The sequence below is a fragment of the Mycobacterium nebraskense genome, from assembly GCF_002102255.1.
Taxonomy (GTDB): Bacteria; Actinomycetota; Actinomycetes; order Mycobacteriales; family Mycobacteriaceae; genus Mycobacterium; species Mycobacterium nebraskense.
On sequence record NZ_LQPH01000183.1, the window covers coordinates 23,104 to 46,122 of the forward strand.

Consider the following 23,019-nt stretch of genomic DNA (forward strand, 5'->3'; position numbering starts at 1 on the left):
GCACGATGCGATGTCGTGCCGCTCTCCGGCCCAAGAATGTCGCTGGTGAGTATGGCCAACTCTGACGGTATTTCAAAACGTCCGATGCTCCCGGCTGCTACAGGAAGACCGGCTTCGGCGTGAGGCACGCCCTGTCCAAGGGGATCCGGAACGCGCCGTTGCGCCCGCGGGTATCGGGGCCTCTCAAGACCCAGGTACGCAGTGATACAACTGACGCGCCTTCCATGGCGCGACTGTACCCGGCTATGCATCGATAGTGGTCAGGACGGGTCAGACACCCGCCCGGCGCCAGCCATCGGCCGCCCGGGCGGCCCGGATCAGCACGTCGCACAATTCGCGCAGTTCGGTTGCCTGGGCTCCTTCGTCGAGCGCGGTGGCGACATCCTCCGCCGCGCACCGCACCTGGTAGACCCGGTCGGACAGGTCGACCGCGTCGTCGGCCGACAGGACCACCGCGTCGGGAGGCAACTCCAGTGAGGTCCCGGCGCCGCCCCGGGTCATCGACGCGCGTTGTTCGTACGCCCGCTGCCGGCACGACTGCCGGCAGTACTGGCGGCGACGTCCCATCCCGGCGTCGGACACGTCTCGACCGCACCAGCGGCAAGGCTGTGGGTGGGTGCGACGGCTCACGCCTGCCGACTTTAGTCGGGATTGCGCGGCGATCCCGGTATCATTGAAGGTCGCGTCGCGTACGCCGGCCGCCAAACCCGGGAACTACGCAGAGCGCCGCAACGTTTGCCAAGCGGACAGAATTGCACCACAGCAGCCCGACAGTTCACAGGACCTAGAGGAGTAGCAACATGGCTGATCGCGTCCTTAGGGGCAGTCGCCTCGGAGCCGTGAGCTACGAGACCGACCGCAACCACGACCTCGCGCCGCGTCAGATTGCGCGGTACCGCACCGAGAACGGCGAGGAGTTCGAGGTTCCTTTCGCCGACGACGCTGAGATTCCCGGCACCTGGCTGTGCCGCAACGGCATGGAAGGCACCCTGATCGAGGGCGACCTGCCCGAGCCGAAGAAGGTGAAGCCGCCGCGCACGCACTGGGACATGTTGCTGGAGCGGCGCAGCGTCGAAGAACTCGAAGAGCTGCTCAAGGAGCGGCTCGACATCATCCGGTCACGCCGCCGCGGCTGACCCCGACCGCTTAGGTGCGGTTGTCGGCGCGCTGGGTGCCGGCGCGGTTCTTGCGGCCCTCGACGCCCCACCGCGTGACCTTGACCAGCGCCTCGCGGATGTTCGAGCCACTCATCTTCGAGACGCCGAGTTCACGCTCGGTGAAGGTGATCGGCACCTCGACGACGACGAACCCGTTGCACACCGTGCGCCAGGTCAGGTCGATCTGGAAGCAGTAGCCCTTGGAGTCCACCGCCTCGAGACCGATCGCCTCGAGGACTTCGCGGCGGTAGGCGCGGTAGCCGGCGGTGATGTCATGGACACCAATCCCCAGCGCGAGCCGTGCATAGGTGTTGGCCGTCCACGACAGCGCCCAGCGCCGCCAGGGCCAATTCCGCACCGTCCCGCCCTCGACGTAGCGGGACCCGATGGCCAGGTCGGCTCCGGCGTCGACGGCGTCCAGCAGCCGGTGCAGCTGTTCGGGCGCGTGGCTGCCGTCGGCATCCATTTCCACCAGCACCGAGTAATCGCGGCTCAGGCCCCAGGCGAAGCCCGCCAGGTACGCCGCGCCCAGGCCGTCCTTGGCGGTGCGGTGCATCACGTGGGTGCGACCGGCATCGGAGGCCGCCAGCTCCTCGGCGAGTTCGCCGGTGCCGTCGGGGCTGCTGTCGTCGACGATGAGCAGGTGCACGTGGGGGCAGGCGTCCTTCAGCCGCCGGTGGATCACCGGCAGGTTCTCCCGCTCGTTGTAGGTGGGGATGATCACCAGGACGCGCTCGCTGGGACGACTTCCCGGGTCCCGGGGCGCCTGCTGGCCGGTGGTCATGTAGCTCCTCTGTGTCGCCCGAAATTACGCGACGGTCGTCGGCCGCCCTCGTGGAGCGGAGTGTAGTCACCGCCGTCGTCCGGCGGCGTCTGGTTCCCGCCCTCGTCGGGCGGACTGTCCGAGTCAGCCTCGTCGGGCGGGGTTTCGCCCGTGGGCGTACCGGCGTTTGGGGATTCGACCGGGGCCTCGGACCTCCGACGAATCGGACGCGGGAACCATCTATTGTGCCGTATCCCGGCCAGGATGGCCGCTCCGGCCGTCGCGACCAGCAGCCATTGCAGCATCGGGCCCCAGCGGGTCGCCGGCGTCAGTTTGGTCTTCAGGCGCACCTGGATGTCCAGGTAATCGGGCTGGAAGAAGTCCGTGCGCACCAACTCGGCGCCGTCCGGCGCAATCACCGCGCTGATCCCGGTGGTGCCGGCGACCACCACGTATCGATCGTGCTCGACGGCCCGCACCTTGGCGAATCCCAGCTGCTGCTCGCTCATCGTCTTGTTGAACGTGGCGTTGTTGCTCGGCACGGCCAGCAGCTGGGCACCGTTGAGCACCGCTTTTCGCGGGACGCGGTCGAAGATCACTTCCCAGCAGGTGGCGAGCCCGACCGGCACCCCGGCGATGTGCACGACATCCCGGCCCGGGCGGGGCACCATGTTCCCGGCGCGGTTGGCGTACCCGGAAAGACGCTTGAACAGCCACGGCATCGGCAGGTATTCGCCGAAAGGCTGCACGATCTCCTTGTCGTGCCGGTCGGCCGGCCCGGTGGACGGATTCCACACGATCATGGTGTTGGTGTACTGGGGGTTCTCCGGCGGGCTGCCGGGCAGTTCCGACACGGTGCCGATCAGGATCGGCGCGCCGATCGCGGTCGCGGCCTGCGATATCTCCAGCGCGGCGTCGACATTGGCCAGCGGGTCGATGTCCGAGGAGTCCTCCGGCCAGATGACGAATTGAGGTTGCGGCGCCTGTCCCGCGCGCACGTCCTCCGCCAGCCGCAGCGTCTCGCGGACGTGGTTGTCGAGCACCGCCCGACGCTGCGCGTTGAAGTCGAGGCCCAGCCGCGGCACGTTGCCTTGCACCACCGCGACGGTGACCGAGGGCTCGCCGCCCGATCCCGTGCCGGCGTGGCGAACCTGCGGCCAGACGATGACGGACGCGAACAACACCAGACATATGCAGACGCCCGGCAGCACCACTGCGGGCGGCGCCGTATCGGCGGTCGCCGGTTCGTCGTCGCCGACCCCGCGATGGACGCGACTACCGGTGCGCCACCACTTCACGATCTCCAGCTCGATGGCGGTCGCGCTGAACCCAACCAGCACGATCGCCATGGAGAGCAGCGGGGCGCCCCCGAGCTTGGCCAACGGCAGGAAGGGGCCCTGCGCCTGGCCGAATGCGACCGACCCCCACGGGAAGCCGCCGAACGGGACGATCGATTTCAGCCACTCCTGGGCCGTCCACACCAGCGCGAACCACACGGGCCAGCCCGGCAGCTGGCGCACGAGCACGGCGCACAGGCCGAAGAGGGCCGGAAACACCGCACACGTCATCGCCAACACCGTCCAGGGCACGGCGCCAACGAGCATGCTGATCCAGGGCAGCAGCGGCAGATAGAAGGCCAGCCCGAAGAGGAACCCGTAGCCTAAACCGCCCGCCGGCGTCGTCGCCGGATGCTTGAGCACCCAGGCCAGCAGGGCGGCCGCGACGACCGCGCCCCACCACCAGTTCAGCGACGGGAAGCTGGTGAAGAGCAGTACACCCCCTGCCACGGCGCACACCAACCGGGTCAGCCGTGGCAGCATGGCGGCCCGGACCGCGGGCAGCCGCGCGAGCGCCGCCGCGCCAAGTCCCGCGACCACCCGGCGTCCCACGGCCCCCAGGCGATCCGTCAGTGGCGGGGCGGCGGGTTGCGGGTCGGGTTCGGGCTTCAGGTCGACGCCGGCGGGCTCGTCGTCGCGCTCCGATTCGGCTTCGTCGCTTATCGGGTCGCTGTCCGGGTGCGCCGGTTGGCCGGCGTCCGGGTCGGGCTCGTCGGTGTGGCCGGGACGGTCCTTTCGGCCGAACCATTCCCTAGCCATGGATGACAGCGCCCCGATGCACCGTCCGTCGGCAACGCGGCAGGGCGTCGTTCGGGCCCAGGCGCGGTAGGGCCGGCACCCGGGCGCGTGGGTCGGTCGACCAGCGCTGAACGGCGTCGCGAGGGGCGTGGACGTCCAGGGCCCCGGACTCCCAGACCGCGTAGGAGGCCGGCGCGCCGGGCACCAGGGTTCCCGTCTTGCCGTCGTGGACGCCGGCGGCCCTCCAGCCGCCGCGCGTTGCGGCGGCGAACGCGGCGCGCGCGGAGACCGCGCTGCCGGGGGTGTGATGGTTGACCGCCGCGCGCACGCTCCCCCACGGGTCGAGGCCCGTTACCGGTGCGTCGGAACCTAGCGCGAGGGGCACGCCTTGGGATGCTAACAGCGCAAGCGGGTTCAGCCGGCTGCCTCGTTCGGCGCCAAGGCGCCGCGCGTACATGCCGTCGGTGCCGCCCCACAACGCATCGAAGTTGGGCTGCACGCTCGCGATGACGCCCCACCGACCCAGTTGGGCGGCCTGCTCCGCGGTCACCATTTCGACGTGCTCGAGGCGGTGCCCGCACCGGGCGACGGCCACCGCCCCGAGCTGCGCGACGACCCGTTCGAAGGCGGTGACCACCGCCGAGACGGCGGCGTCACCGATGACATGGAAGCCTGCGGTCACCTCCGCCTCGGTGCACGCCCGCACATGCGCCTCGATGGCGTCGGGGTCGAGGTAGCAGGTGCCGAACCGGTCCGCGGCGTCGGCGTACGGCTCGTGCAGCCAAGCGGTGCGCGAACCCAGCGCGCCGTCGACGAAGAGATCGCCGGCCAGCCCGCGGGCTCCGGTCTCCTCGATGAGCGCGCGCGCCCGTGCGGGCGTGCTCACCGCCTCGCCCCAGTAGCCGGTCACTTCGACGCCGTGATCGAGGGCCCGCAGCTGCAGCCAGTCGTCCAGCCCGCCGATCTCGGGCCCGGCGCATTCGTGGACCGCGACAATGCCGGCCGCCGCGGCGGCCCGCAGGGCGGCCGTGCGGGCGTCGCCGAGCTGCTCGGGCGTCAACAGGTCACGGGCGACGGCGCGGACCAGGTGGTGAGCGTTGCCGGTGAGCGGCCGGTCAGGGGCGAAGCCGACCGCCGCCGGTAGGTCCGCGACCAGCCGGCGCAACCCCGTCGAGGCGAGCGCGGAGTGGACGTCGACCCTGGACAAATAGGCGGGCCGGTCACCGAGGACGGCATCGAGGTCGGCGGTGCTCGGCGGGCCGTTCTCGGGCCACGACGACTCGTCCCAGCCGTGCCCCCACACGGGCCGGCCCGGGTGGGCGGCCGCATAGTCGGTGACCAGCTGGATGCACTGCGCCCGCGAGCGCGCCGCACGCAGGTCGAGCCCGCTGAGGGTGAGACCGGTCGCGGTCAGATGGATGTGGCTGTCCACGAATCCCGGCGCCACGAAAGCACCGTCCAAATCCTCGACGTCAGCGCCGGGAAAAAGGCTGCGGCCGACGTCATCGCTGCCCAGCCACGCGACGACGTCGCCCCGCACCGCCATGGCCGTGGCGTCCGGATGGGTCGGGCTGTGCACCCGGCCGTTGACCAGCAACGTGGTGGACGTGTCGCTCACAGGGCAAAACTACGTGTGATGGCGGGCGGGTGTTCAGTCCCAGCCGGGCCGCCCCGGAAATCCGCCACGCACCGGCTCGTTCGGTAGGGCGGGCGGCCTGAAGTCCCGAACGTCCACGACCTCGCCGTCGATGTAGTCGTCACCCGCAGCGCCGCCATCACGCACGCCCACGCCGAACAACGTCGTGTCGGTGAGCAACGGCATCCGCCGCCGCAGACCGCGCATCGCGATCGCGGCCAAACCGGGGCCGACGGCCGACCTGACGGGCCGCACCAGCAGCAAAAGCCCCAACGCCGTGGTGACCAGTCCGGGCACCAGCACCAGGGCGCCGGCCAGCGTGACCAACGTCCCGTCTCGCACCGCGGTGCGCGGTTCGGCAAGACCGGACCGGAGCTGGCCGACCTGGCGGACGAGATGAGAGCCCATCACCGGCACCAAGAGGCCCCAGCCGACCAGGAAGGTGCCCACCAACGCCAGCAGCGTCCAACCCCACCCGATCGTCGAAACCAGGGCGATGATCGCCGCCAGCTCGACGACGGCGTAGACCAAAAACAGCCGTGACAGCATGCCTCGCCAACGTCCGTGCACCCCGCGGAAGTTCCCCTGGTGGCGCGCGCCGAGGCTGCAGTTAGATGACGCTATGACAACGATTGAGATCGACACCCCCGACGGACCGATCGACGCGCTGCTGGACCTTCCCCCGGGCCAGGGCCCGTGGCCCGGGGTGGTCGTGATTCACGACGCGTTCGGATACGGCAGGGACAAGGAGTCGACGAACAAGCGCATCGCCCAGGCCGGCTACGTGGCCATCACCCCCAACATGTACGCGCGGGGTGGCCGCATCCGCTGCATCACCCGGGTGATGAAGGAGCTGCAGACGCAACGCGGCCGCGCCCTCGATGACATCCTGGCCGCCCGCGATCACTTGAAAGCCATGCCCGAATGTTCCGGCCAGGTCGGCATCGCGGGCTTCTGCATGGGCGGCCAGTTCGCACTGGTCATGTCGCCCAAGGGTTTCGGTGCCTCCGCGCCGTTCTACGGCGCTCCCCTGCCCCGCAACCTCGACAAGACGCTCGAGGGGGCGTGCCCCATTGTGGCCAGCTTCGGCGGCCGTGACCCACTGGGACGGGGCGCGCCCGAGAAACTGCGCGAGACCATCGCAAGTAAGAACATCACCGCCGACGTGAAGGTCTATCCCGGGGTCGGGCACAGCTTCGCCAACGAACTGCCCGCCCAGCCCCTGCTTCGGATTACCGGTTTCGGCTACGACCGGGCCGCCACCGAGGACGCGTGGAGCCGCGTTTTCGCGTTCTTCGGCGAACATTTGGCGGCGGGCGCGACAACGTAGTTGCGTCATAACAACTTTCGCGACAAGACCGTCGCGAACGTGTGGGTGTCACCCGGCCATCGCGCCGACACGTAGCTGCCGTCGTCGACGACGAACGCCGGCCGCGAGTCGGTCGCGGTGTCGCGCGCCATGCCGGAGGTCTTGCGCCGCCAGCCCGGCGAACCGCGCACGACGTCGCGGAAATCCGTCGGATCCTTCAGTGCGCGAGTCACTTCCGACTGCACCGACATGTAGCCGCCTGGCTGGCCGGGCCGCTCGGTGTAGGTCCGGTAGTAGTTTCGATCCCAGAACCGGGTGACCCGCGTCAATCGCCACGCCAGGCCCTCCATCGCCCACGTCAACGCCGTGGTCTTGTGCCCGTAGAGCACCGAGTGACCCGTCGCGGGGTCGACGCTGCGCGCGGCGAGCAGCACACCATGACAGATGGCGGCGACGATTACCCCGCGGGCGAATGCGTCCACGACGAGCCGGTGCAGGATGCCGCTGTCGATGTAGCCGCGCATTCCCCGGGCGCGATGTCCGCCGGGCAAAAGCAGTGCGTCGATGCCGTCCAGGCCGGCTTGGGCCCACGTAATTGGGTGCTGAAACTCGTTTGATGCCAACATGTCCCGGTAGGCGCTGCGCCCGTCCTTGTTGGCGCGCAGCATCAGCCCGATCATCGGGATGGCGCCCAGCACCGGCAGGGCGGACCACACGTCCAAGCCGCGGCCGCTCACCATGATGCCGTCTGCCGCACCGGGCGATCCACTCTCGGTGGCGAACACCACCCGATGACCGTTGCTGGTCAGGACGCGCCAGCTGACGGCGACCTCGGTCGGGTCGAAGTCGCGGTCCGGGATCGGGACGAGGACTGTGCCCATGCGGCCCTAGGCCTGCGCCACCCTGAGCTCGAGACCAACATTGTTCTCCATGCCGCCGCGCAGCTTGCTGAAGAAGTTGAACACCTTGCCCACGATGCCGTAGCGCTTTCGGATCGCGTCGTAGACCGCGGCGGTTTGCGACTTGTCGAGGATGGCGGCGGTGCCTTCGACGGTCTCGCTGGTCGGGCTGCCCTGCATGGTGCAGGTGGCCAGCGTGACCCGCGCATTATTGCGGATCCGCTTGACCTTCCACGACTTTTCCTGGGTGATGACCAGTAGCCGTTCCGTGTCGGCCGCCGCCCAGATCGGCGTCGGCTTGGGCTTGCCGTCCTTGGTGAAGGTGGTCAACAGGATGTATTGCGCCTTGGCGAGATCGGCAAAGGTGGGCGTCACGGTAACAACCTACGCCGCACCGACCCGACATTGACATCGTGAGCGCTCAGCTGCGATAGTCAGGACACCTTAAGCGAAAATATGATTTTCATTTAAGACCGGTGGCACCGACGAAGCGGGGAACCGTGAGCGATCCAAAAGCACCGCTGGCGTGGCTGCCGTTTTCGATCGCTGAGGCGGCGTTGTCGGGGAAACCCGCCAATGCCGACCTATTGCAGGCATGGTCACACCTGTTGACCCGACTCCGCGAAGCCGCACAGGCCGTCGAATCCGACCCGGCGGGTCGAAATCGAATCGACCTTGCCGCCGGCATCCGGCATCTGTTGGTGTTGCTTACCGCAGGTATCGACGAGGTGCTGCGGTTCGATCCGGACCCGGTTCTGAGCGTGCGACGTACCAGCACCGACGACATGGTGACCTGGGGCATGGAGTGCCCGGACTGCCTTTACACCCGTGCCGTGCTGCGCGGCGGGGAGAGTTACCGGTTGTTCGGCAATCGCGGCACCGCACGATACGTCGGGCTGCAGACGATGAACGGCATTGTCGCAACCGCGAACGAACTGGTCGACGAACTCGAGATGGACGCCGACGGAAACTTCGAGGTCATGCTGTCAGCCGACGAACGACCGGGCAATTGGATGCGGATCGAGGGTGACAGCCCCACGTTGACGGTGCGGCACTTCTTCTACGACTGGGACACCGAGGTCGCCTCGTCGCTGCGCATCGAGCGAGTCGGCGAGGCAGTGGAAACGAAAGGCCCTTCGGTCGAACCGGACACGGTGGTCTCGCGGCAGATCGTCGCTCTCGGTGACTTCGTCGGCGACAATCTGGCGTTCTTCCTGCAATTCGGTGCTGCGGCACCGCCCAACGGATTCCTGCCGCCGATCGACCGCACCGATATGGGCGCGGCGGCGGAGAACAGGCCGGTAATCGGTCGGTGGGAGCTGCGCTCGGACGAGGCGCTCATCGTGGAAGTGGAGCCGCCCCAGGGTCTTTACTGGAGCTTTTCCATCGGCAATCCGTGGTGGGAGACGATCCACTACGGGCGCCACCAGTCCAGCCTGAATGCCCATCAGGCCGCCGTGGACGCCGATGGTGTGGTGCGCGTGGTGCTGTGTGAGCGCGATCCCGGTGTTGCGAATTGGCTCGACACCGCCGGCCACACCAACGGCCCCATCATCCTGCGCTGCGTCCGGACCGAAACCGCACCGACGCCGTCGACACGAGTGGTGGCGTTCTCCGACGTCCGCGCGGCGTTGCCCGTGGACACCCCCACGGTCACTCCCCAGGAGCGGACGGCCATCCTGGCGGCACGCCGTCGCGCCGTACAAGAAAGGTTTGGGCGGTGACGTTCGATCCCGACGAGTTGGAAGAAGGCGCTTGCACCGCGACAGGTTTCGATGATTTCGGCTCGCCATACTATCGCGAGGGGCTGGAACGCATCGTTGATGCGCTGAACACCGAGGCCGATCTCAACGACATGGGTCGCGTCATCCAGCACGCCACCATCAGCAATGCCCTGATTCAACGCCTCAAGATCGAGGACACCTACACCCGGCATCCCGAAATCGATCGGGAGGAGATCAGCGGTCCCGTCTTTGTGATCGGGCTACCGCGCACCGGGACCACGGCGCTGAGCCAACTGGTGGCCGCCGATCCGCAGTTCCGGTCGCTACGGATGTGGGAATCCCAGGCCCCCACCCCGCCGCCGGAAGCCGCTACTCAACATACCGATCCGCGGATCGCGCAGGCCGAGGCCGGACTGAAGATGCTCAACGACATGTTTCCGTTGATGAAAACGCTGTACAACTCCGAGCCGACGGCCGCGACCGAATGCCAGGACTTGATGGGCATGAGTTTCCGGACCTTCCACTTCGATGGCGCCGTACGCGCGCCAGGGTATTTGGAGTGGGTCATGCAGTGCGACATGCGTGAGACCTACGTGTACCACCGGCGAGTGCTCAAGTTGCTGCAATGGCACTGCCCACCCGTTCTGTGGCACCTCAAGACTCCCGTGCACATGTTCGCTCTCGATGCGCTCGTCGACGCCTACCCGCACGCGAAATTCCTTTGGAGCCACCGTGATCCGGCTAACGTGATGGGCTCGGTGTGCAGCCTCATCCAGTATGTGCGCAGCTGGAGCAGCGACCGCAACGACGCCGACGAACTCGGCGCCGAGCAGCTCGACAGCTGGGTTGAAGCTGTGCGGCGGGCAATGGATTTCCGGAGCCGGGTGGGTGACGACCGATTCGCCGACGTCTCGTTCGCGGATTTGCAGACTGATCCGGTAAGAACGCTGCAAGCCAGCTACGAGTCCCTCGGGTTGACCTTTTCCGACGCCACCCTGCTTTCGGTCAACCGGTGGGCGCAGGAGCACCGACCCGGCTCCCGCGGTGCGCACGAGTACGACCTGGCCGACTTTGGCTTGTCACCCGAAGGTGTGCGCGAGCGGTTTGCCGACTACCTCGCCACCTATGATGCAACCGGCTGACGACGTGACTGCTCCTCGTACACGGCGACGCGACAAGCTGGGTCCGGATCCGGCGGTACGCCGCGAAATCCTCAACGCCGCGTCGATCACTCTGCGAGAGTACGGAGTTCGCGGCTTCGGTGTCGCCGCTGTGCTGGAACGAGCGGGGCTGAGCACGCGCGCTTTCTATCGGCACTTCGCCTCCAAAGACGAACTGATCGCCGCGGTCTTTTTGGAGACCGCCCGCGTCGAGAAGCGGCGGCTTCGACGCCGAATGGGCCGTGCCACCACGGAGATCGAGGCGGTGGCGGCGTGGATTGACGGGCGGCTCGACTTGGCGTTCGACGACAGCATCGGAGCCGACTTGCGGCGGCTGTCGCAGGAGGCTCAATCACAGATGTTCGCCTCCCCCGTTCTCGTTCAGCCCGCATACGCGGAAATCCTCGAACCCCTCAGCCACGCACTTGAGCGCGGTCTGGACAACGGGGTGTTCCACCACATCGATCCGGTGACCGACGCCCGATTCATCCATGGCGTGGTCTGGGCCGGCATTGACCGGCAATGGACGGCGAGCGATTGTGACCGCGACGACCTCCGCCGGCGCATTATGCGTTTCTGCTTGGGCGGGCTGGGCGTGGCACCGGAAGCGATCGAACGGATCTGCTTCACCAACTCGTAGCGAAGGAGTCGACGATGGATCTCGGTTTCGCGGGATCGACTGCCGTGGTCACCGGCGGCAGTAAGGGTATGGGACTGGCCATCGCCGAAACCCTCGCTGCCGAGGGAGCCAGCGTGGCCGTCATGGCCAGAAGTCCCGAAGCACTCGATGCCGCCGTGACATCGCTGCGCGAGGCCGGCGCTCCGGACACCATGGGCATCAGCGTGGATATGGCCGATGCCGAGTCCATCTCCGATGGCTTCGCCGCAGTCTCGCAGCGGTGGGGGCGACTCAACTGCCTCGTTCACACGATCGGACCCGGCGACGGATATTTCGAGCAGATGGACGACGCACAATGGGAAGAGGCGTTCACCCTCGGCACGATGTCGGCGGTGCGATCGATCCGCGCCTCGTTGCCGATGTTGCGCTCCGCGGATTGGGCCCGCATCGTGACGCTGTCCGCACACTCGATTCAACGGCAGAACCCGCGCATCGTCGCCTACACCGCATCGAAGGCGGCGCTGGCCAGCGTCACCAAGAACCTATCGAAAAGCCTTGCCAAGGACGGCATTCTGGTCAACTGTGTGTGCCCTGGAACCATCGTGACGGCCAGCTTCACCGAGGCACTCAAGGACATCCTGGCCGCCGATGGCCTCGACGCAACCGATCCGGTCGACGTCATGACCTGGATAGACAACAACTTTCACCAGCCCTGCGACCTCGGCCGCGCCGGGCTTCCCGAAGAGGTCGCTTCCATTACCGCCTACCTGGTGTCGCGTCGAAATGGTTATGTCACCGGGGCCACCGTCAACGTCGACGGCGGATCGGACTTCATCTGACGCCTCAGCCCTCTAGGTCACCCTCGGTTTCCAGCAGCGCCTGGCGCAGCCCGTCGAGGGTCTCCGCCTGCGGCTGTTCCCACATGCCGCGACCGGCGGCCTCCAGCAGTCGTTCGGCCATGCCGTGCAGCGCCCAGGGGTTGGATTCGGCCATGAACTTTCGGTTCTCGGGATCCAGCACGTAGCTCTCGGTGAGCTGCTCGTACATCCAGTCGGCCATCACCCCGGCGGTCGCGTCGTAGCCGAACAGGTAGTCCACGGTCGCCGCCATCTCGAACGCACCTTTGTAACCGTGCCGGCGCATCGCCGCCATCCAGCGCGGATTGACGACGCGGGCGCGGAACACTCGGGTGGTCTCCTCGGACAGCGTGCGGGTGCGGATCGCGTCGGGTCTGGTGTTGTCGCCGATATAGGCGGCGGGCGCCTGCCCGGTCAACGCCCGGACGGTGGCCACCATGCCGCCGTGGTACTGGAAGTAGTCGTCGGAGTCGGCGATGTCATGTTCGCGGGTGTCGGTGTTCTTGGCGGCCACCGCGATGCGCCGGTACTGGCGGTTCATGTCGTCAACCGCCTCGCGGCCGTCCAGGTCGCGGCCATAGGCGAATCCGCCCCACGCGGTGTACACCTGTGCCAGGTCCGCGTCGTCGCGCCAGTTGCGGCTGTCGATCAGCTGCAGCAGTCCGGCACCATATGTGCCCGGCTTGGAACCGAAAATTCTTGTGGTGGAGCGTCTTTGATCGCCGTGCTGAGCGAGGTCGGCCTGGGCGTGCGCGCGCACGTAGTTGTCGTCAGCGGGCTCGTCGAGGCCCGCGACCAGCCGCACAGCGTCGTCGAGCATGGTCACCACGTGCGGGAAGGCGTCCCGGAAGAACCCTGAGATCCGCACGGTCACGTCGATGCGCGGGCGGCCCAGCTCCGTCAGCGGAATCGGCGTGAGGTCGACGACGCGCCGCGACGCGTCGTCCCAGACCGGCCGAACACCCAGCAGCGCAAGCACTTCGGCGATGTCGTCGCCGGCGGTGCGCATCGCCGAGGTGCCCCACACCGAAAGTCCAACAGACTGCGGCCACTGCCCGTGGTCGTTGCGGTAGCGGGTCAGCAGCGAATCGGCCAGGGCCACACCGGCTTCCCAGGCCAACCGGGACGGCACTGCCTTGGGATCGACGGAGTAGAAGTTGCGGCCGGTGGGCAGCACGTTGACCAGGCCGCGCAGCGGGGATCCCGACGGGCCGGCCGGGATGAACCGGCCGTCCAACGCGTTGAGCACCTGGTCGATTTCGGCGGCGGTGCCGGCGAGCCGGGGCACCACCTCGGTGGCCGCGAACCGTAGCACCGCAGCCACCTCGGGATTGTCGGTAATGCTTTCGGCAACTTGGGGATCCCACCCGCTGGCTTGCAGCGCGGCGACGAGTGCGCGCGCCGCGGCTTCGGCCTGGTCGACCGACGCCCGTTCGTCGGTGCCGTCCTCGGCCAGGCCCAGCGCCTGCCGCAAGCCGGGGATGGCGTGCTCGCCACCGAACAGTTGACGGGCCCGCAGGATCGCCAGCACGAGGTCGAGTTCCACTTCCCCCGACGGCTTTTGACCGAGTATGTGCAGGCCGTCGCGGATTTGCACGTCCTTGATCTCGCAGAGCCAGCCGTCGACGTGCAACAGCATGTCGTCGAACGAGTCCTCCGGGGGCCGCTCGGTCAGCCCGAGATCGTGGTCCATCTTGGCGGCCCGGATCATCGTCCAGATCTGTTGGCGGATGGCGGGCAGCTTGCCGGGATCCAGCGCGGCGACGTTGGCGTGCTCGTCGAGCAGCTGCTCCAGCCGGGCGATGTCGCCGTAGGTTTCGGCGCGCGCCATCGGCGGAATGAGGTGGTCGACGAGCACCGCATGCGCTCGCCGCTTGGCCTGGGTGCCCTCGCCGGGGTCGTTGACCAGGAAGGGGTAGATCAGGGGCAGATTGCCCAGCGCGGCGTCGGATCCGCAGGCCGCCGACATGCCCAGCGTCTTGCCCGGCAGCCATTCCAGGTTGCCGTGCTTGCCCAGGTGCACCACGGCGTCGGCTTTGAAGCCCGCATCGATCCAGTGGTAGGCGGCCAGGTAGTGGTGGCTGGGCGGCAGGTCCGGGTCGTGGTAGATCGCCACCGGGTTCTCACCGAAACCGCGGGGCGGCTGCACCATCAGCACCAGGTTGCCCGCTTGCATTGCGGCGATGACGATTTCACCGTCGGGATCTCTGGTGCGATCCACGAAGAGGTCGCCGGGCGGTGGGCCCCAATGCTGTGTCACCACGTCGGTCAGTTCGGCAGGCAGGGTGGCGAACCAGTCACGATAGTCCTTGGCGGACAACCGGATTGGGTTGCCAGCCAATTGCCCTTCGGTGAGCCAGTCAGGGTCCTGGCCGCCGCGCTCGATCAGGGCGTGGATCAATGCGTCACCGTCATTGGCATCGACCCCGGGCAGCTCGCCCACCTGGTACCCGCGCTCGCGCATCGCCCGCAGCAGCGCGACCGCGCTGGCCGGGGTGTCCAGGCCCACCGCGTTGCCGATCCGCGCGTGCTTGGTCGGATAGGCCGAAAACACCACGGCTACTCGCTTTTCGGCCGGCGCGACGTGGCGCAGCTGCGCGTGCCGGACCGCCAGGCCCGCGACTCGCGCGCATCGTTCCGGGTCCGCGACGTACGAGATCAGCCCGTCGTCGTCGATCTCCTTGAAGGAGAACGGGACCGTAATGATGCGGCCGTCGAACTCGGGCACCGCCACCTGGCTGGCGACGTCGAGTGGGCTGAGCCCGTCGTCGTTTTCGCTCCACTGAGCCCGAGAGCCGGTCAGGCACAATCCCTGCAGGATCGGAATGCCCAGGGCCGCCAGGTGTTCGACGTTCCAGCTGTCGTCATCGCCGCCGGCGGAAACCGTGGCCGGCTTCAGTCCCCCGGCGGCCAGGACAGTGACCACCATGGCGTCGGCGTCGCCCAGCCGTTGCAGCAGTTCGGGTTCGGCGGTGCGCAGCGACGCACAGTACACCGGCAGCGGCCGTCCGCCGGCGTCCTCAATGGCTCGGCACAGCGCCGCGATATAGCCGGTGTTGCCGGCCAGTTGCTGCGCGCGGTAGTACAGGACGGCGATCGTGGGGCCGTCCGCGCCGCTGGTGGACCGCTCCAGTTCGCCCCAGGTCGGCGTGACCACCGGCGGACTGAACCCGAACCCGGTCATCAGCACGGTGTCGGACAGGAAGGCGTGCAGCTGGCGCAGGTTATCCACGCCGCCGTGCGCCAGGTAGATGTGCGCTTGCACCGCGATGCCGGCGGCCACCGTGGACAGGCCGGTCAATTCGGCGTCGGCGGCCTGCTCGCCGCTGACCAACACCGTCGGCACACCGCTGGCAACCACCATGTCGATGCCGCTCTGCCAGGCGCGGTAACCGCCGAGAATCCGGACGACCGCGATCGAGGCGCCGGCCAGCAGGTCCGGCAGCTCGCTTTCATCCAGGCGTGACGGGTTGGCCCACCGATAGTTTTTCCCGCTGGAGCGGGCGCTGATCAAGTCCGTGTCGGACGTCGACAGCAGCAGGATGGTCGGCTCAGCCACCCGTCATTCGTACCCCAGCGTCGCTGCGATCCGGGCGGCGACCTCTCCAGCCACCCGCAAAGCCTCCGCGCTCTTGCCCGGCTCATAGCGATCCGCGGCGGCGTCGAGTCGGCGCCGGCGATGGACCCGTGGTCGGCGGCCAGCTCGACCAACTCGACCGGCCAGCCGACCCGTCGGAGCGCGGCGGCGAAGTCCCTGCTGGCCGACACGGGCACGACGTCGTCGGCCAGGCCGTGCAGCAGCGTGAAGGGCGTTCCGACGCGGTCGGCCGCCAATGCGTCGGCCGGGACCTGACCGGTGAGCGGGTCGGGAACCATGAACGCGCCCGCCAGGCAGACGGTATGCGCCAACTGCAGTTCGGCGCTCAGCGTCAGACTCGCCGCGGCGCAACCTCCCATCGACCACCCGACGAGAACGATGCCGTCGGGATCATCGGCGCGCTCCCTGGTGAAGTCGAGCGACCCCAACAGATCCCCGCGGCCGCCGTCCTCGGTGTGGGAGTTCCAGTCCGGCGCCACCACCGCCGCGCCGTGGCCGGCGAGCACGTCCGCGAGGGGACCGAAGGCCGCGCGCGCATCCGTCTGCATGCCGTGCCATAGCAGGACGGTAGGTTGCATCGGATCGCCGCAGACATCGGCCAGACGTCCCGGGGCGTACTCCACTGTCTGCATGCGAACGGGGGTGCCCAGCGCGAGAGGTGTTCAATCCGCGAATAACGCGGCGATGCCGGCGATAGGCCATAGCGGCGCGCTGACTCGCGAAAAATTTGGTGCTCATCGCATACCGCAGCCGATGTTAGCGTTGACCAAAGCCGAACAACGGCAAGATATCCAAGGACGCCCCCATGTCGATTCTGGCCGATGCTGCCCGAATGCTTACCAACCTGGCCAACTTCGGATCACAATTCATCGGCCTGGATGCGAACCTCACGCCTCCCACTTCCGGTTCGGCAGGCGGCGGTGAATACCTAGCGGCCAGCGTGACCGGCATGACCGGCGGCCTGGGAAGCAGCCTGAACTCGCGGCAAATCATCACGGGGATAGCCAAAGGGGGCGGTTCTCTCGCGGAATGGGACCGCGACTTCATCACAAAAAAGGGTACTGTCGATCCTCCCGAGTGGAGATCGCGGTTCCACAGCAAGGTCATATACGAACCTGCCGATAAGGCAAAAGTCGCCAGATACGGCCGAAAAGTCGGCGACATTGAATTAGTCAAAAGCAACACGGGCGCAAGCGTCAACATTCTCCCGTGGACTGCCAGCGTTGTCGGGTATTTGGAACTGTTGACCGGATTCGGGCCCCCGAACGAGGGGGACGATCTGAAGGTCAGCGCGGAGCAGTGGAGCGCGCTGCAGGAGTACCTCGAGGCGGCCCTTCCGAACGAGGACTGGCAGGGCGAAGCTTCAGGGGCCTACGCAGCCCAGGTGGTGGCATTGCGGGACATCGCGCAGACGCTTGCCGACCTGGACGGTCAACTGGCCGATCTAGTCGAGAATCAAGCGGAATGGGTGACCCACATTCGCCTCGGTTTCGGGATTTTGCTCAACCTACTTACCGTGGCCATCGCCATTGAAGCCGCTCTGCGAATAGCCCTGGTTGCCGTCCCGGGCGGACCGGCCTGGGCAATGGGTTGGGCAATCCTGGCTTCGTCGCTTGCAATGGCCGCCGCGCTCGGCATGCTCGGCGCCCTGACCGGCTTGTCGGTAGAAAATGGCAAAAAGGCAGACGATGTGACCTCCGAGATCGATCGCTTGGGTGCGGCCGCGGCGCAATTTGGGATCGAATCGACGACTCACAGCGAAGTTTCGGCGGCACCTGAGTCGCGAGTCTCCGAATTCCAAAGGCTTTCCAATGCTCCGTCCGCGACGATCGCCGCACCCAGCCGCCAGCAATCAGCGCAGCGAAAGATGGCTGAGAAACAGTCCGAACGCAGGCAGACAGGCACGACCGAGGCACCGGAGAGCCCCCAGGACGCTCAACGCGACGACAAGCAGAACGCCGCGATGCCAACGCTCGGCACGTTGATGCAAATGTCGAATCAAGCAGGGAATAACTCCGCGCAATCTTCTCGTCGCGCCGACCCGCTTAACTCTTTGATCGGACGAGGACGCCAGCCTGACCCGATGGCTGATCAAGACCCGGCGGCGGAGGCCGTCCAAGCCCAGGGGGCGGGCGCGGGCTCGGATGCCGCCGACCGTGCACCTATCGAGGTCGGCGGTGAGACCGAGCAGACCCTCCAAAGAGAGCTCGGCAAGTAACTTCGGTTCAGCACCTCGACTGACGTTCCGCGGGCACCCTGGCCGTACCGTGGACGGGGTGGCCAGGACGCGCGACACCGACGCCTGCCCCGGTGCGCTGCAGGTGCACCGCGCGGCCGACGGCGCCCTCGCGCGGATCCGGCTGCCGGGCGGCGCGCTGACCGCCGCCCAGCTGGCGGCGCTGTCGCGGGTGGCGAGCGAATACGGCTCGTCGACGCTGGAGCTGACCGCGCGCGGCAACGTGCAGGTGCGCGGGATCACCGATGTGACGGCAGTGTCCGAGGCGATCGCCAACGCCGGGCTGTTGCCGTCGGAAACGCACGAGCGGGTCCGCAACGTCGTCGCGTCGCCGCTGTCCGGCCGGGCCGGCGGCAACGCCGACGTGCGGCCGTGGGTTGCCGAACTGGACGCGGCGATCTGCGCCGAGCCGAGTCTCGTCGACCTGGGCGGCCGGTTCTGGTTCGGCTTTGACGACGGGCGCGCCGACGTATCGGGCTTATGCGCCGACGTCGGCGTGCACGCGTTCCCCGACGGCTGCGCACTGCTGCTGGCCGGACGCGACACCGGGGTCCGACTGAGCCCCGGCGAGGTGGTCGAGACGCTGGTCATCATCGCGACACGTTTCGCAACCACGCGCGGAACCGCTTGGCGTATCAAGGAATTGAGCGAGATTGAAAGCTTGCTGCCTGGCGTGGAACTCGGTGCCGCGCCCTTCGCCGCGGTCACCAGGCCGCCGGTGGGTTGGATCAACCAGGATGACGGCCGGGTGGCGCTCGGCGCCGCGGTGCCGCTGGGGGTGCTGCCCGCGCGCGTCGCGGAATACCTGGCGGCGATCGAGGCCCCCCTGGTGATCACGCCGTGGCGATCGGTGCTGGTGTGTGATCTCGACGAGGCCGTCGCCGACGTCGCACTGCGGGTGCTGGCGCCATTGGGCTTGGTCTTCGACGACAACTCCCCCTGGCTGACCGTCAGTGCGTGCACCGGCAGCCCCGGGTGCGCGCACTCAGCCGCCGACGTCCGGGCCGACGCCGCCCACGCGCTGGACGCCGACTCGACGATTCATCGCCACTTCGTCGGCTGCGACCGCGCCTGCGGCAGCCCGCTTGCCGGTGAGGTGCTGGTCGCCACCGCAGACGGATACCGGCGGCTGTAGCCGGGGGCAGCGGGTCGCCACCCTGACGAGCCTTAAAGTGGGCGGGTGCTCGACTACATCCGCGACGCGGCGGAGATCTATCGCCAGTCGTTCGCGGCCATCCGCGCCGAAGCCGACCTGACCCGGTTTCCGGACGATATAGCGCGGGTGGTGGTCCGGTTGATCCACACCTGCGGGCAGGTCGACGTCGCCGAACACGTCGCGTTCACCGACGATGTCGTCGACCGCGTCGGCGCCGCCCTGCGCAGCGGCGCGCCGGTGCTGTGCGATTCCTCGATGGTGGCGGCCGGAATCACCGGCGCGCGGCTGCCGGCCGCCAACGAGGTGGTGTCGCTGGTGGCCGATCCGCGGGCCGCGGAGTTGGCCGCGCGACGGCGCACCACTCGATCGGCGGCCGGGGTCGAGCTATGGGCCGACCGGCTGCCCGGCGCGGTGCTGGCGATCGGCAACGCACCGACCGCACTCTTCCGGCTGCTCGAGCTGATCGACGAAGGCGTTTCCCCGCCGGCGGGCGTGCTGGGCGGCCCGGTCGGCTTCGTCGGGTCGGCGCAGTCCAAGCAGGAGCTCGTCGACCGTCCACGCGGGATGTCGTATCTGGTGGTGCGGGGCCGCCGCGGTGGCAGCGCCATGGCCGCGGCCGCCGTCAACGCGATCGCGAGCGACCGCGAATGACCGGCGGCGCCAACCAGAGAGGCACGCTATGGGGCGTCGGGCTGGGGCCGGGCGACCCGGAACTGGTGACCGTCAAGGCGGCCCGGGTGATCGGCGAGGCCGACGTGGTGGCCTACCACAGCGCCCGGCACGGGCGCAGCATCGCGCGCGGCATCGCCGAACCGTACCTGCGGCCCGGCCAGATCGAGGAGCACCTGATCTACCCGGTGACCACCGAGGTGACCGACCATCCCGGCGGGTACGCCGGGGCGCTCGAGGACTTCTACGCCGAAGCCACCGAACGCATCGCCGCCCACCTGGACGCGGGCCGCAACGTGGCGCTGCTGGCCGAGGGTGACCCGCTCTTCTACAGCTCGTACATGCATTTGCACACCCGGCTGACCCAGCGGTTCGATGCTGTGATCGTGCCGGGTGTGACGTCGGTGAGCGCCGCCTCGGCGGCCATCGCGACGCCGTTGGTGGCCGGTGACGAGGTGCTCTCGGTGCTGCCGGGCACCCTGCCGGTCACCGAGCTGACCCGCCGCCTCGCCGACGCCGACGCCGCGGTGGTGCTGAAACTAGGTCGTTCGTATCACGCTGTGCGCGAAGCGCTTTCGGCATCCGGACAGCTTGACGACGCGTATTACGTCGAGCGGGCCAGCACCGCCGGACAGCGCATCTTGCCCGCCGCCGACGTCGACGAGGCCGGCGTGCCGTACTTCTCGCTGGCCATGCTGCCCGGCGGGCGCCGTGGACGGCAGTCGCCCACGGCCGGGACCGTCGCGGTGGTGGGTCTGGGACCCGGCGACGGCGACTGGATGACGCCGCAGAGCCGGCGCGAGTTGGCCACCGCCACCGACCTGATCGGCTACGGCGGCTACCTGGACCGCGTGCCCGTGCGCGACGGCCAACGGCGGCACCCCAGCGACAACACCGACGAACCCGCGCGCGCCCGGCTGGCCTGCACGTTGGCCGAGGAAGGCCGGGCCGTAGCGGTGGTGTCGTCGGGCGATCCCGGGGTCTTCGCGATGGCCACCGCCGTACTGGAAGAGGCCAAAGAGTGGCCGGGAGTGCAGATCCGCGTCATTCCGGCGATGACCGCCGCCCAGGCCGTCGCCAGTCGGGTCGGCGCTCCGCTCGGCCACGACTACGCGGTGATCTCACTGTCCGACCGGCTCAAGCCGTGGGAAATCATCGCCGAGCGGCTGGCCGCCGCGGCCGCCGCCGATCTCGTGCTGGCCATCTACAACCCGGCGTCCAAGTCGCGAACGTGGCAGGTCGGCGCGATGCGTGACCTGTTGCTGGAACACCGCGAACCCGGCACGCCGGTGGTAATCGGCCGCAGTGTTTCTGGGTCGGCATCCGGGCCCGACGAGGACGTCCGCGTGGTGCGGCTGGCCGATCTCGACCCTGCGGAGGTGGACATGCGTTGCCTGCTGATCGTCGGTTCCTCGCAAACCCAGTGGTACTCAGGCGATTCCGGCGACCGGGTGTTCACGCCTCGGCGTTACCCGGTCGGCTGATCGTCGTTGCCCCAGCTGCTGGGCATCATCGGCAGGGTGGGGCCGTCACTCAACCCGTCGGGGGTCAGCGTCGCCAACCCGGCCGGCCGGGCGATACCGGATCTCGCTGCTGCCCCGGCGAATCCGTGCGGTCCCCCGCCCTGGTCGGAGCCGCGCACGTCGTCCGGATCTTCGGCGTCAAAGCCCAAATCCTGGTCCAAATCCATGAATTCGTAGCGGTACGCGCGGTCCGGCGCGGTCCCGGCGCGGCGCCGTCGGGCCCGAGCCTTCTTCTTGGCCGCTGCCGCCGCGGTGGCCGCGGCGGGCGCGTCGACGTCGTCGGGCGCCGGCTCCCCCGACTTGCGGCGCGACCGGCTGCTGGCGCTGCCGCGCGCCGCCAAACCCGACAGGCCCACGGCGTACAAGGCGTCGGACATCGCAGCGCCGATGCCGTCCGTGGCCGTAGGGCTGAAGCCGGCGCCCGGCCCGCCGCCGACCGGTCCGCCGCCAGCGGGTGTGGCCACGGTCGATGCAGGGGCGCTGGACATCGTCGGGACATTGCTGACGCTTGCCGGGGCCGTGCTGATAGTCGGAGCCGGCGCGGATGCCATCGGCGCGGCGATCGAGAGCGGGGCCGCGACGCTGACCGCGGTGACCGCCGCCGCCGCACCCCCTGCCGCCGCGGCGCCCAGTGCGGCAACGACCATCGGTGCGAGCACCACGGCCATCTGGATCGCGGCCTGCATGAAGGGCCAGAAGATCATCAGGGTGTGAAAGATGGCCCAGCCGAGGGCGCTGGAGAGGGCCGGCGAGAACCCCAATTGGCCGAAGAACGAGGCGAGGCCGTTGACGAAGGGCACCGGAGGGAACGGCCAGCCACCGGGATTGAGATCTTTGGACACCGGCCAGGCGAAGTTTCGCGTGTACTGCTGCAGCCAGGCCGTGAGCTGGTCCTGCCACGACGGATAGGTCTGTGTTGCTTGCTGCTGGGTGTCGGCGGCTTGCACCGCCGCGATGCTCGCCTCCGCGGCCGGGGCGACGATCGAGGGTGCGGGCGTGGTCGTCGGGACCGCGGCGAGGGCAGATTCGGCCACCACCTGGTAGGTGGTCATGGTCGTGGCGGCTTGCACCCACATGCGCGCGTAGTCGGCTTCGTTGACGGCGATGGGAATGGTGTTGATGCCGAAGAAGTTCGTCGCCACCAGCGCCGCGTGGGTCGCATGATTGGCGGCGAGTTCCGGCATCGTCGGCATGGCGGCCAGCGCCGCGGTGTAAGCGCCGGCCACCGTCTCGTGCAGCGCGGCGATGGCCGTGCTCTTGGCGGAGCTCTCCAGCAGCCAGGTCAGATACGGGGCGTGGGCCGCGACGTACTGTTCGGCGCTGGGTCCCTCCCATGCACCGCCTTGCACGTCACCCAGCAGGCCGGTGAGTTCGTCTGCGGCCTCGGCGTATTGGCTGCTCATCGATGACCATGTCGCGGCAGCGGCGAGCAGCGGCCCGGGTCCGGGGCCGCTGCTGAGCAAGGTCGAGTGCACTTCAGGCGGGGAGGCGATCCAGATCGGGGCGGTCATCGTCGGGGGCCTTCGGGCACGAACACGAATACCCCTTCGGGGATGGGCTGGCGCTGCTGACGTTCAGTGGTCGGTTTGCCGGACGGATTAGTTCCCGCCGTTTGATTTCGCGCGTTCTTTGCACGCG

17 protein-coding genes and 2 pseudogenes are annotated in these 23,019 nt (G+C 68.3%); 10 read left to right on the forward strand and 9 right to left on the reverse strand.

Translation table 11 applies throughout. The annotated features are described in order from the left end of the window. Positions 1-270 precede the first annotated feature (270 nt). Complete coding sequence (locus AWC17_RS33180; RefSeq protein ID WP_082123002.1) at positions 271-630, reverse strand: hypothetical protein; 360 nt, start codon at positions 628-630, stop codon at positions 271-273. A 170-nt stretch (positions 631-800) separates the two neighbouring features. Between AWC17_RS33180 and rbpA the strand changes: the two genes are divergently transcribed. Further along, complete coding sequence (gene rbpA, locus AWC17_RS30110; RefSeq protein WP_046183782.1) at positions 801-1,136, forward strand: RNA polymerase-binding protein RbpA; 336 nt, start codon at positions 801-803, stop codon at positions 1,134-1,136. A gap of 10 nt (positions 1,137-1,146) precedes the next feature. Here the strand turns inward: rbpA and lnt are convergent. The 3 genes and pseudogenes from lnt to AWC17_RS30130 all read right to left on the reverse strand — a co-directional run bounded on the left by lnt (position 1,147) and on the right by AWC17_RS30130 (position 6,180). Beyond that, positions 1,147-3,740: pseudogene (gene lnt / locus AWC17_RS30120) on the reverse strand (apolipoprotein N-acyltransferase). Between the two features lie 268 nt (positions 3,741-4,008). Next, positions 4,009-5,541 (reverse strand): amidohydrolase, encoded by a 1,533-nt coding sequence (locus AWC17_RS30125; RefSeq protein WP_244193549.1) that lies wholly within the window; start codon positions 5,539-5,541, stop codon positions 4,009-4,011. Positions 5,542-5,646: 105 nt separating this feature from the next. Continuing rightward, positions 5,647-6,180 (reverse strand): FxsA family protein, encoded by a 534-nt coding sequence (locus AWC17_RS30130; protein WP_046183785.1) that lies wholly within the window; start codon positions 6,178-6,180, stop codon positions 5,647-5,649. 73 nt (positions 6,181-6,253) lie between these two features. Here AWC17_RS30130 and AWC17_RS30135 point away from each other — a divergent pair, with 73 nt between their 5' ends. Then, on the forward strand, positions 6,254-6,961 hold the full coding sequence (locus AWC17_RS30135; RefSeq protein ID WP_046183786.1) for a dienelactone hydrolase family protein: 708 nt from the start codon (positions 6,254-6,256) through the stop codon (positions 6,959-6,961). Positions 6,962-6,966: 5 nt separating this feature from the next. Here the strand turns inward: AWC17_RS30135 and AWC17_RS30140 are convergent, their stop codons facing one another. Then, positions 6,967-7,821, reverse strand: coding sequence for a type 1 glutamine amidotransferase domain-containing protein (locus AWC17_RS30140; RefSeq protein WP_046183787.1), 855 nt, complete (start codon positions 7,819-7,821; stop codon positions 6,967-6,969). A 6-nt stretch (positions 7,822-7,827) separates the two neighbouring features. After that, positions 7,828-8,214 (reverse strand): PPOX class F420-dependent oxidoreductase, encoded by a 387-nt coding sequence (locus AWC17_RS30145; RefSeq protein WP_046183788.1) that lies wholly within the window; start codon positions 8,212-8,214, stop codon positions 7,828-7,830. 125 nt (positions 8,215-8,339) lie between these two features. On the opposite strand from AWC17_RS30145, the gene AWC17_RS30150 reads away from it, so the two are divergent. From AWC17_RS30150 to AWC17_RS30165, 4 genes are read left to right on the forward strand one after another with little or no spacing between them, the layout of a single operon-like run. Then, positions 8,340-9,563 (forward strand): DUF1214 domain-containing protein, encoded by a 1,224-nt coding sequence (locus AWC17_RS30150; RefSeq protein WP_197083401.1) that lies wholly within the window; start codon positions 8,340-8,342, stop codon positions 9,561-9,563. Next, a complete protein-coding gene (locus AWC17_RS30155) occupies positions 9,560-10,705 on the forward strand; it encodes a sulfotransferase family protein (RefSeq protein WP_046183789.1) in 1,146 nt (381 codons plus the stop codon). Before AWC17_RS30150 ends, AWC17_RS30155 begins: the two co-directional genes overlap by 4 nt. Beyond that, entirely contained in the window at positions 10,692-11,363 is a 672-nt protein-coding gene (locus AWC17_RS30160; RefSeq protein WP_052742766.1) for a TetR/AcrR family transcriptional regulator, read from the forward strand. The genes AWC17_RS30155 and AWC17_RS30160 overlap by 14 nt, the downstream gene beginning before the upstream one ends. Before the next feature lie 14 nt (positions 11,364-11,377). Next, a complete protein-coding gene (locus AWC17_RS30165) occupies positions 11,378-12,181 on the forward strand; it encodes an SDR family NAD(P)-dependent oxidoreductase (RefSeq protein WP_046183790.1) in 804 nt (267 codons plus the stop codon). Between the two features lie 4 nt (positions 12,182-12,185). Here AWC17_RS30165 and cobN read toward each other — a convergent pair whose 3' ends face one another. Further along, on the reverse strand, positions 12,186-15,758 hold the full coding sequence (gene cobN / locus AWC17_RS30170) for a cobaltochelatase subunit CobN (RefSeq protein WP_085165663.1): 3,573 nt from the start codon (positions 15,756-15,758) through the stop codon (positions 12,186-12,188). Between the two features lie 3 nt (positions 15,759-15,761). Next, positions 15,762-16,429: pseudogene (locus tag AWC17_RS30175) on the reverse strand (alpha/beta hydrolase). A 173-nt stretch (positions 16,430-16,602) separates the two neighbouring features. Between AWC17_RS30175 and AWC17_RS30180 the strand changes: the two are divergent. The 4 genes from AWC17_RS30180 to AWC17_RS30195 are packed head-to-tail and all read left to right on the forward strand — an operon-like array spanning position 16,603 to position 21,342. Continuing rightward, positions 16,603-18,015 (forward strand): EspA/EspE family type VII secretion system effector, encoded by a 1,413-nt coding sequence (locus AWC17_RS30180; protein ID WP_085165665.1) that lies wholly within the window; start codon positions 16,603-16,605, stop codon positions 18,013-18,015. 58 nt (positions 18,016-18,073) lie between these two features. Continuing rightward, the gene (gene cobG, locus AWC17_RS30185; RefSeq protein WP_047322934.1) at positions 18,074-19,168 is read left to right on the forward strand and encodes a precorrin-3B synthase; all 1,095 of its coding nucleotides are present in this window, start codon (positions 18,074-18,076) and stop codon (positions 19,166-19,168) included. A 45-nt stretch (positions 19,169-19,213) separates the two neighbouring features. Continuing rightward, positions 19,214-19,840, forward strand: coding sequence for a precorrin-8X methylmutase (locus AWC17_RS30190; protein WP_047322914.1), 627 nt, complete (start codon positions 19,214-19,216; stop codon positions 19,838-19,840). Next, the gene (locus AWC17_RS30195) at positions 19,837-21,342 is read left to right on the forward strand and encodes a precorrin-2 C(20)-methyltransferase (RefSeq protein WP_046187219.1); all 1,506 of its coding nucleotides are present in this window, start codon (positions 19,837-19,839) and stop codon (positions 21,340-21,342) included. The genes AWC17_RS30190 and AWC17_RS30195 overlap by 4 nt, the downstream gene beginning before the upstream one ends. Here AWC17_RS30195 and AWC17_RS30200 read toward each other — a convergent pair. Next, on the reverse strand, positions 21,327-22,892 hold the full coding sequence (locus AWC17_RS30200; protein ID WP_047322913.1) for a PPE family protein: 1,566 nt from the start codon (positions 22,890-22,892) through the stop codon (positions 21,327-21,329). The two genes, AWC17_RS30195 and AWC17_RS30200, sit on opposite strands and share 16 nt — an antisense overlap. Between the last annotated feature and the right edge of the window lie 127 nt (positions 22,893-23,019).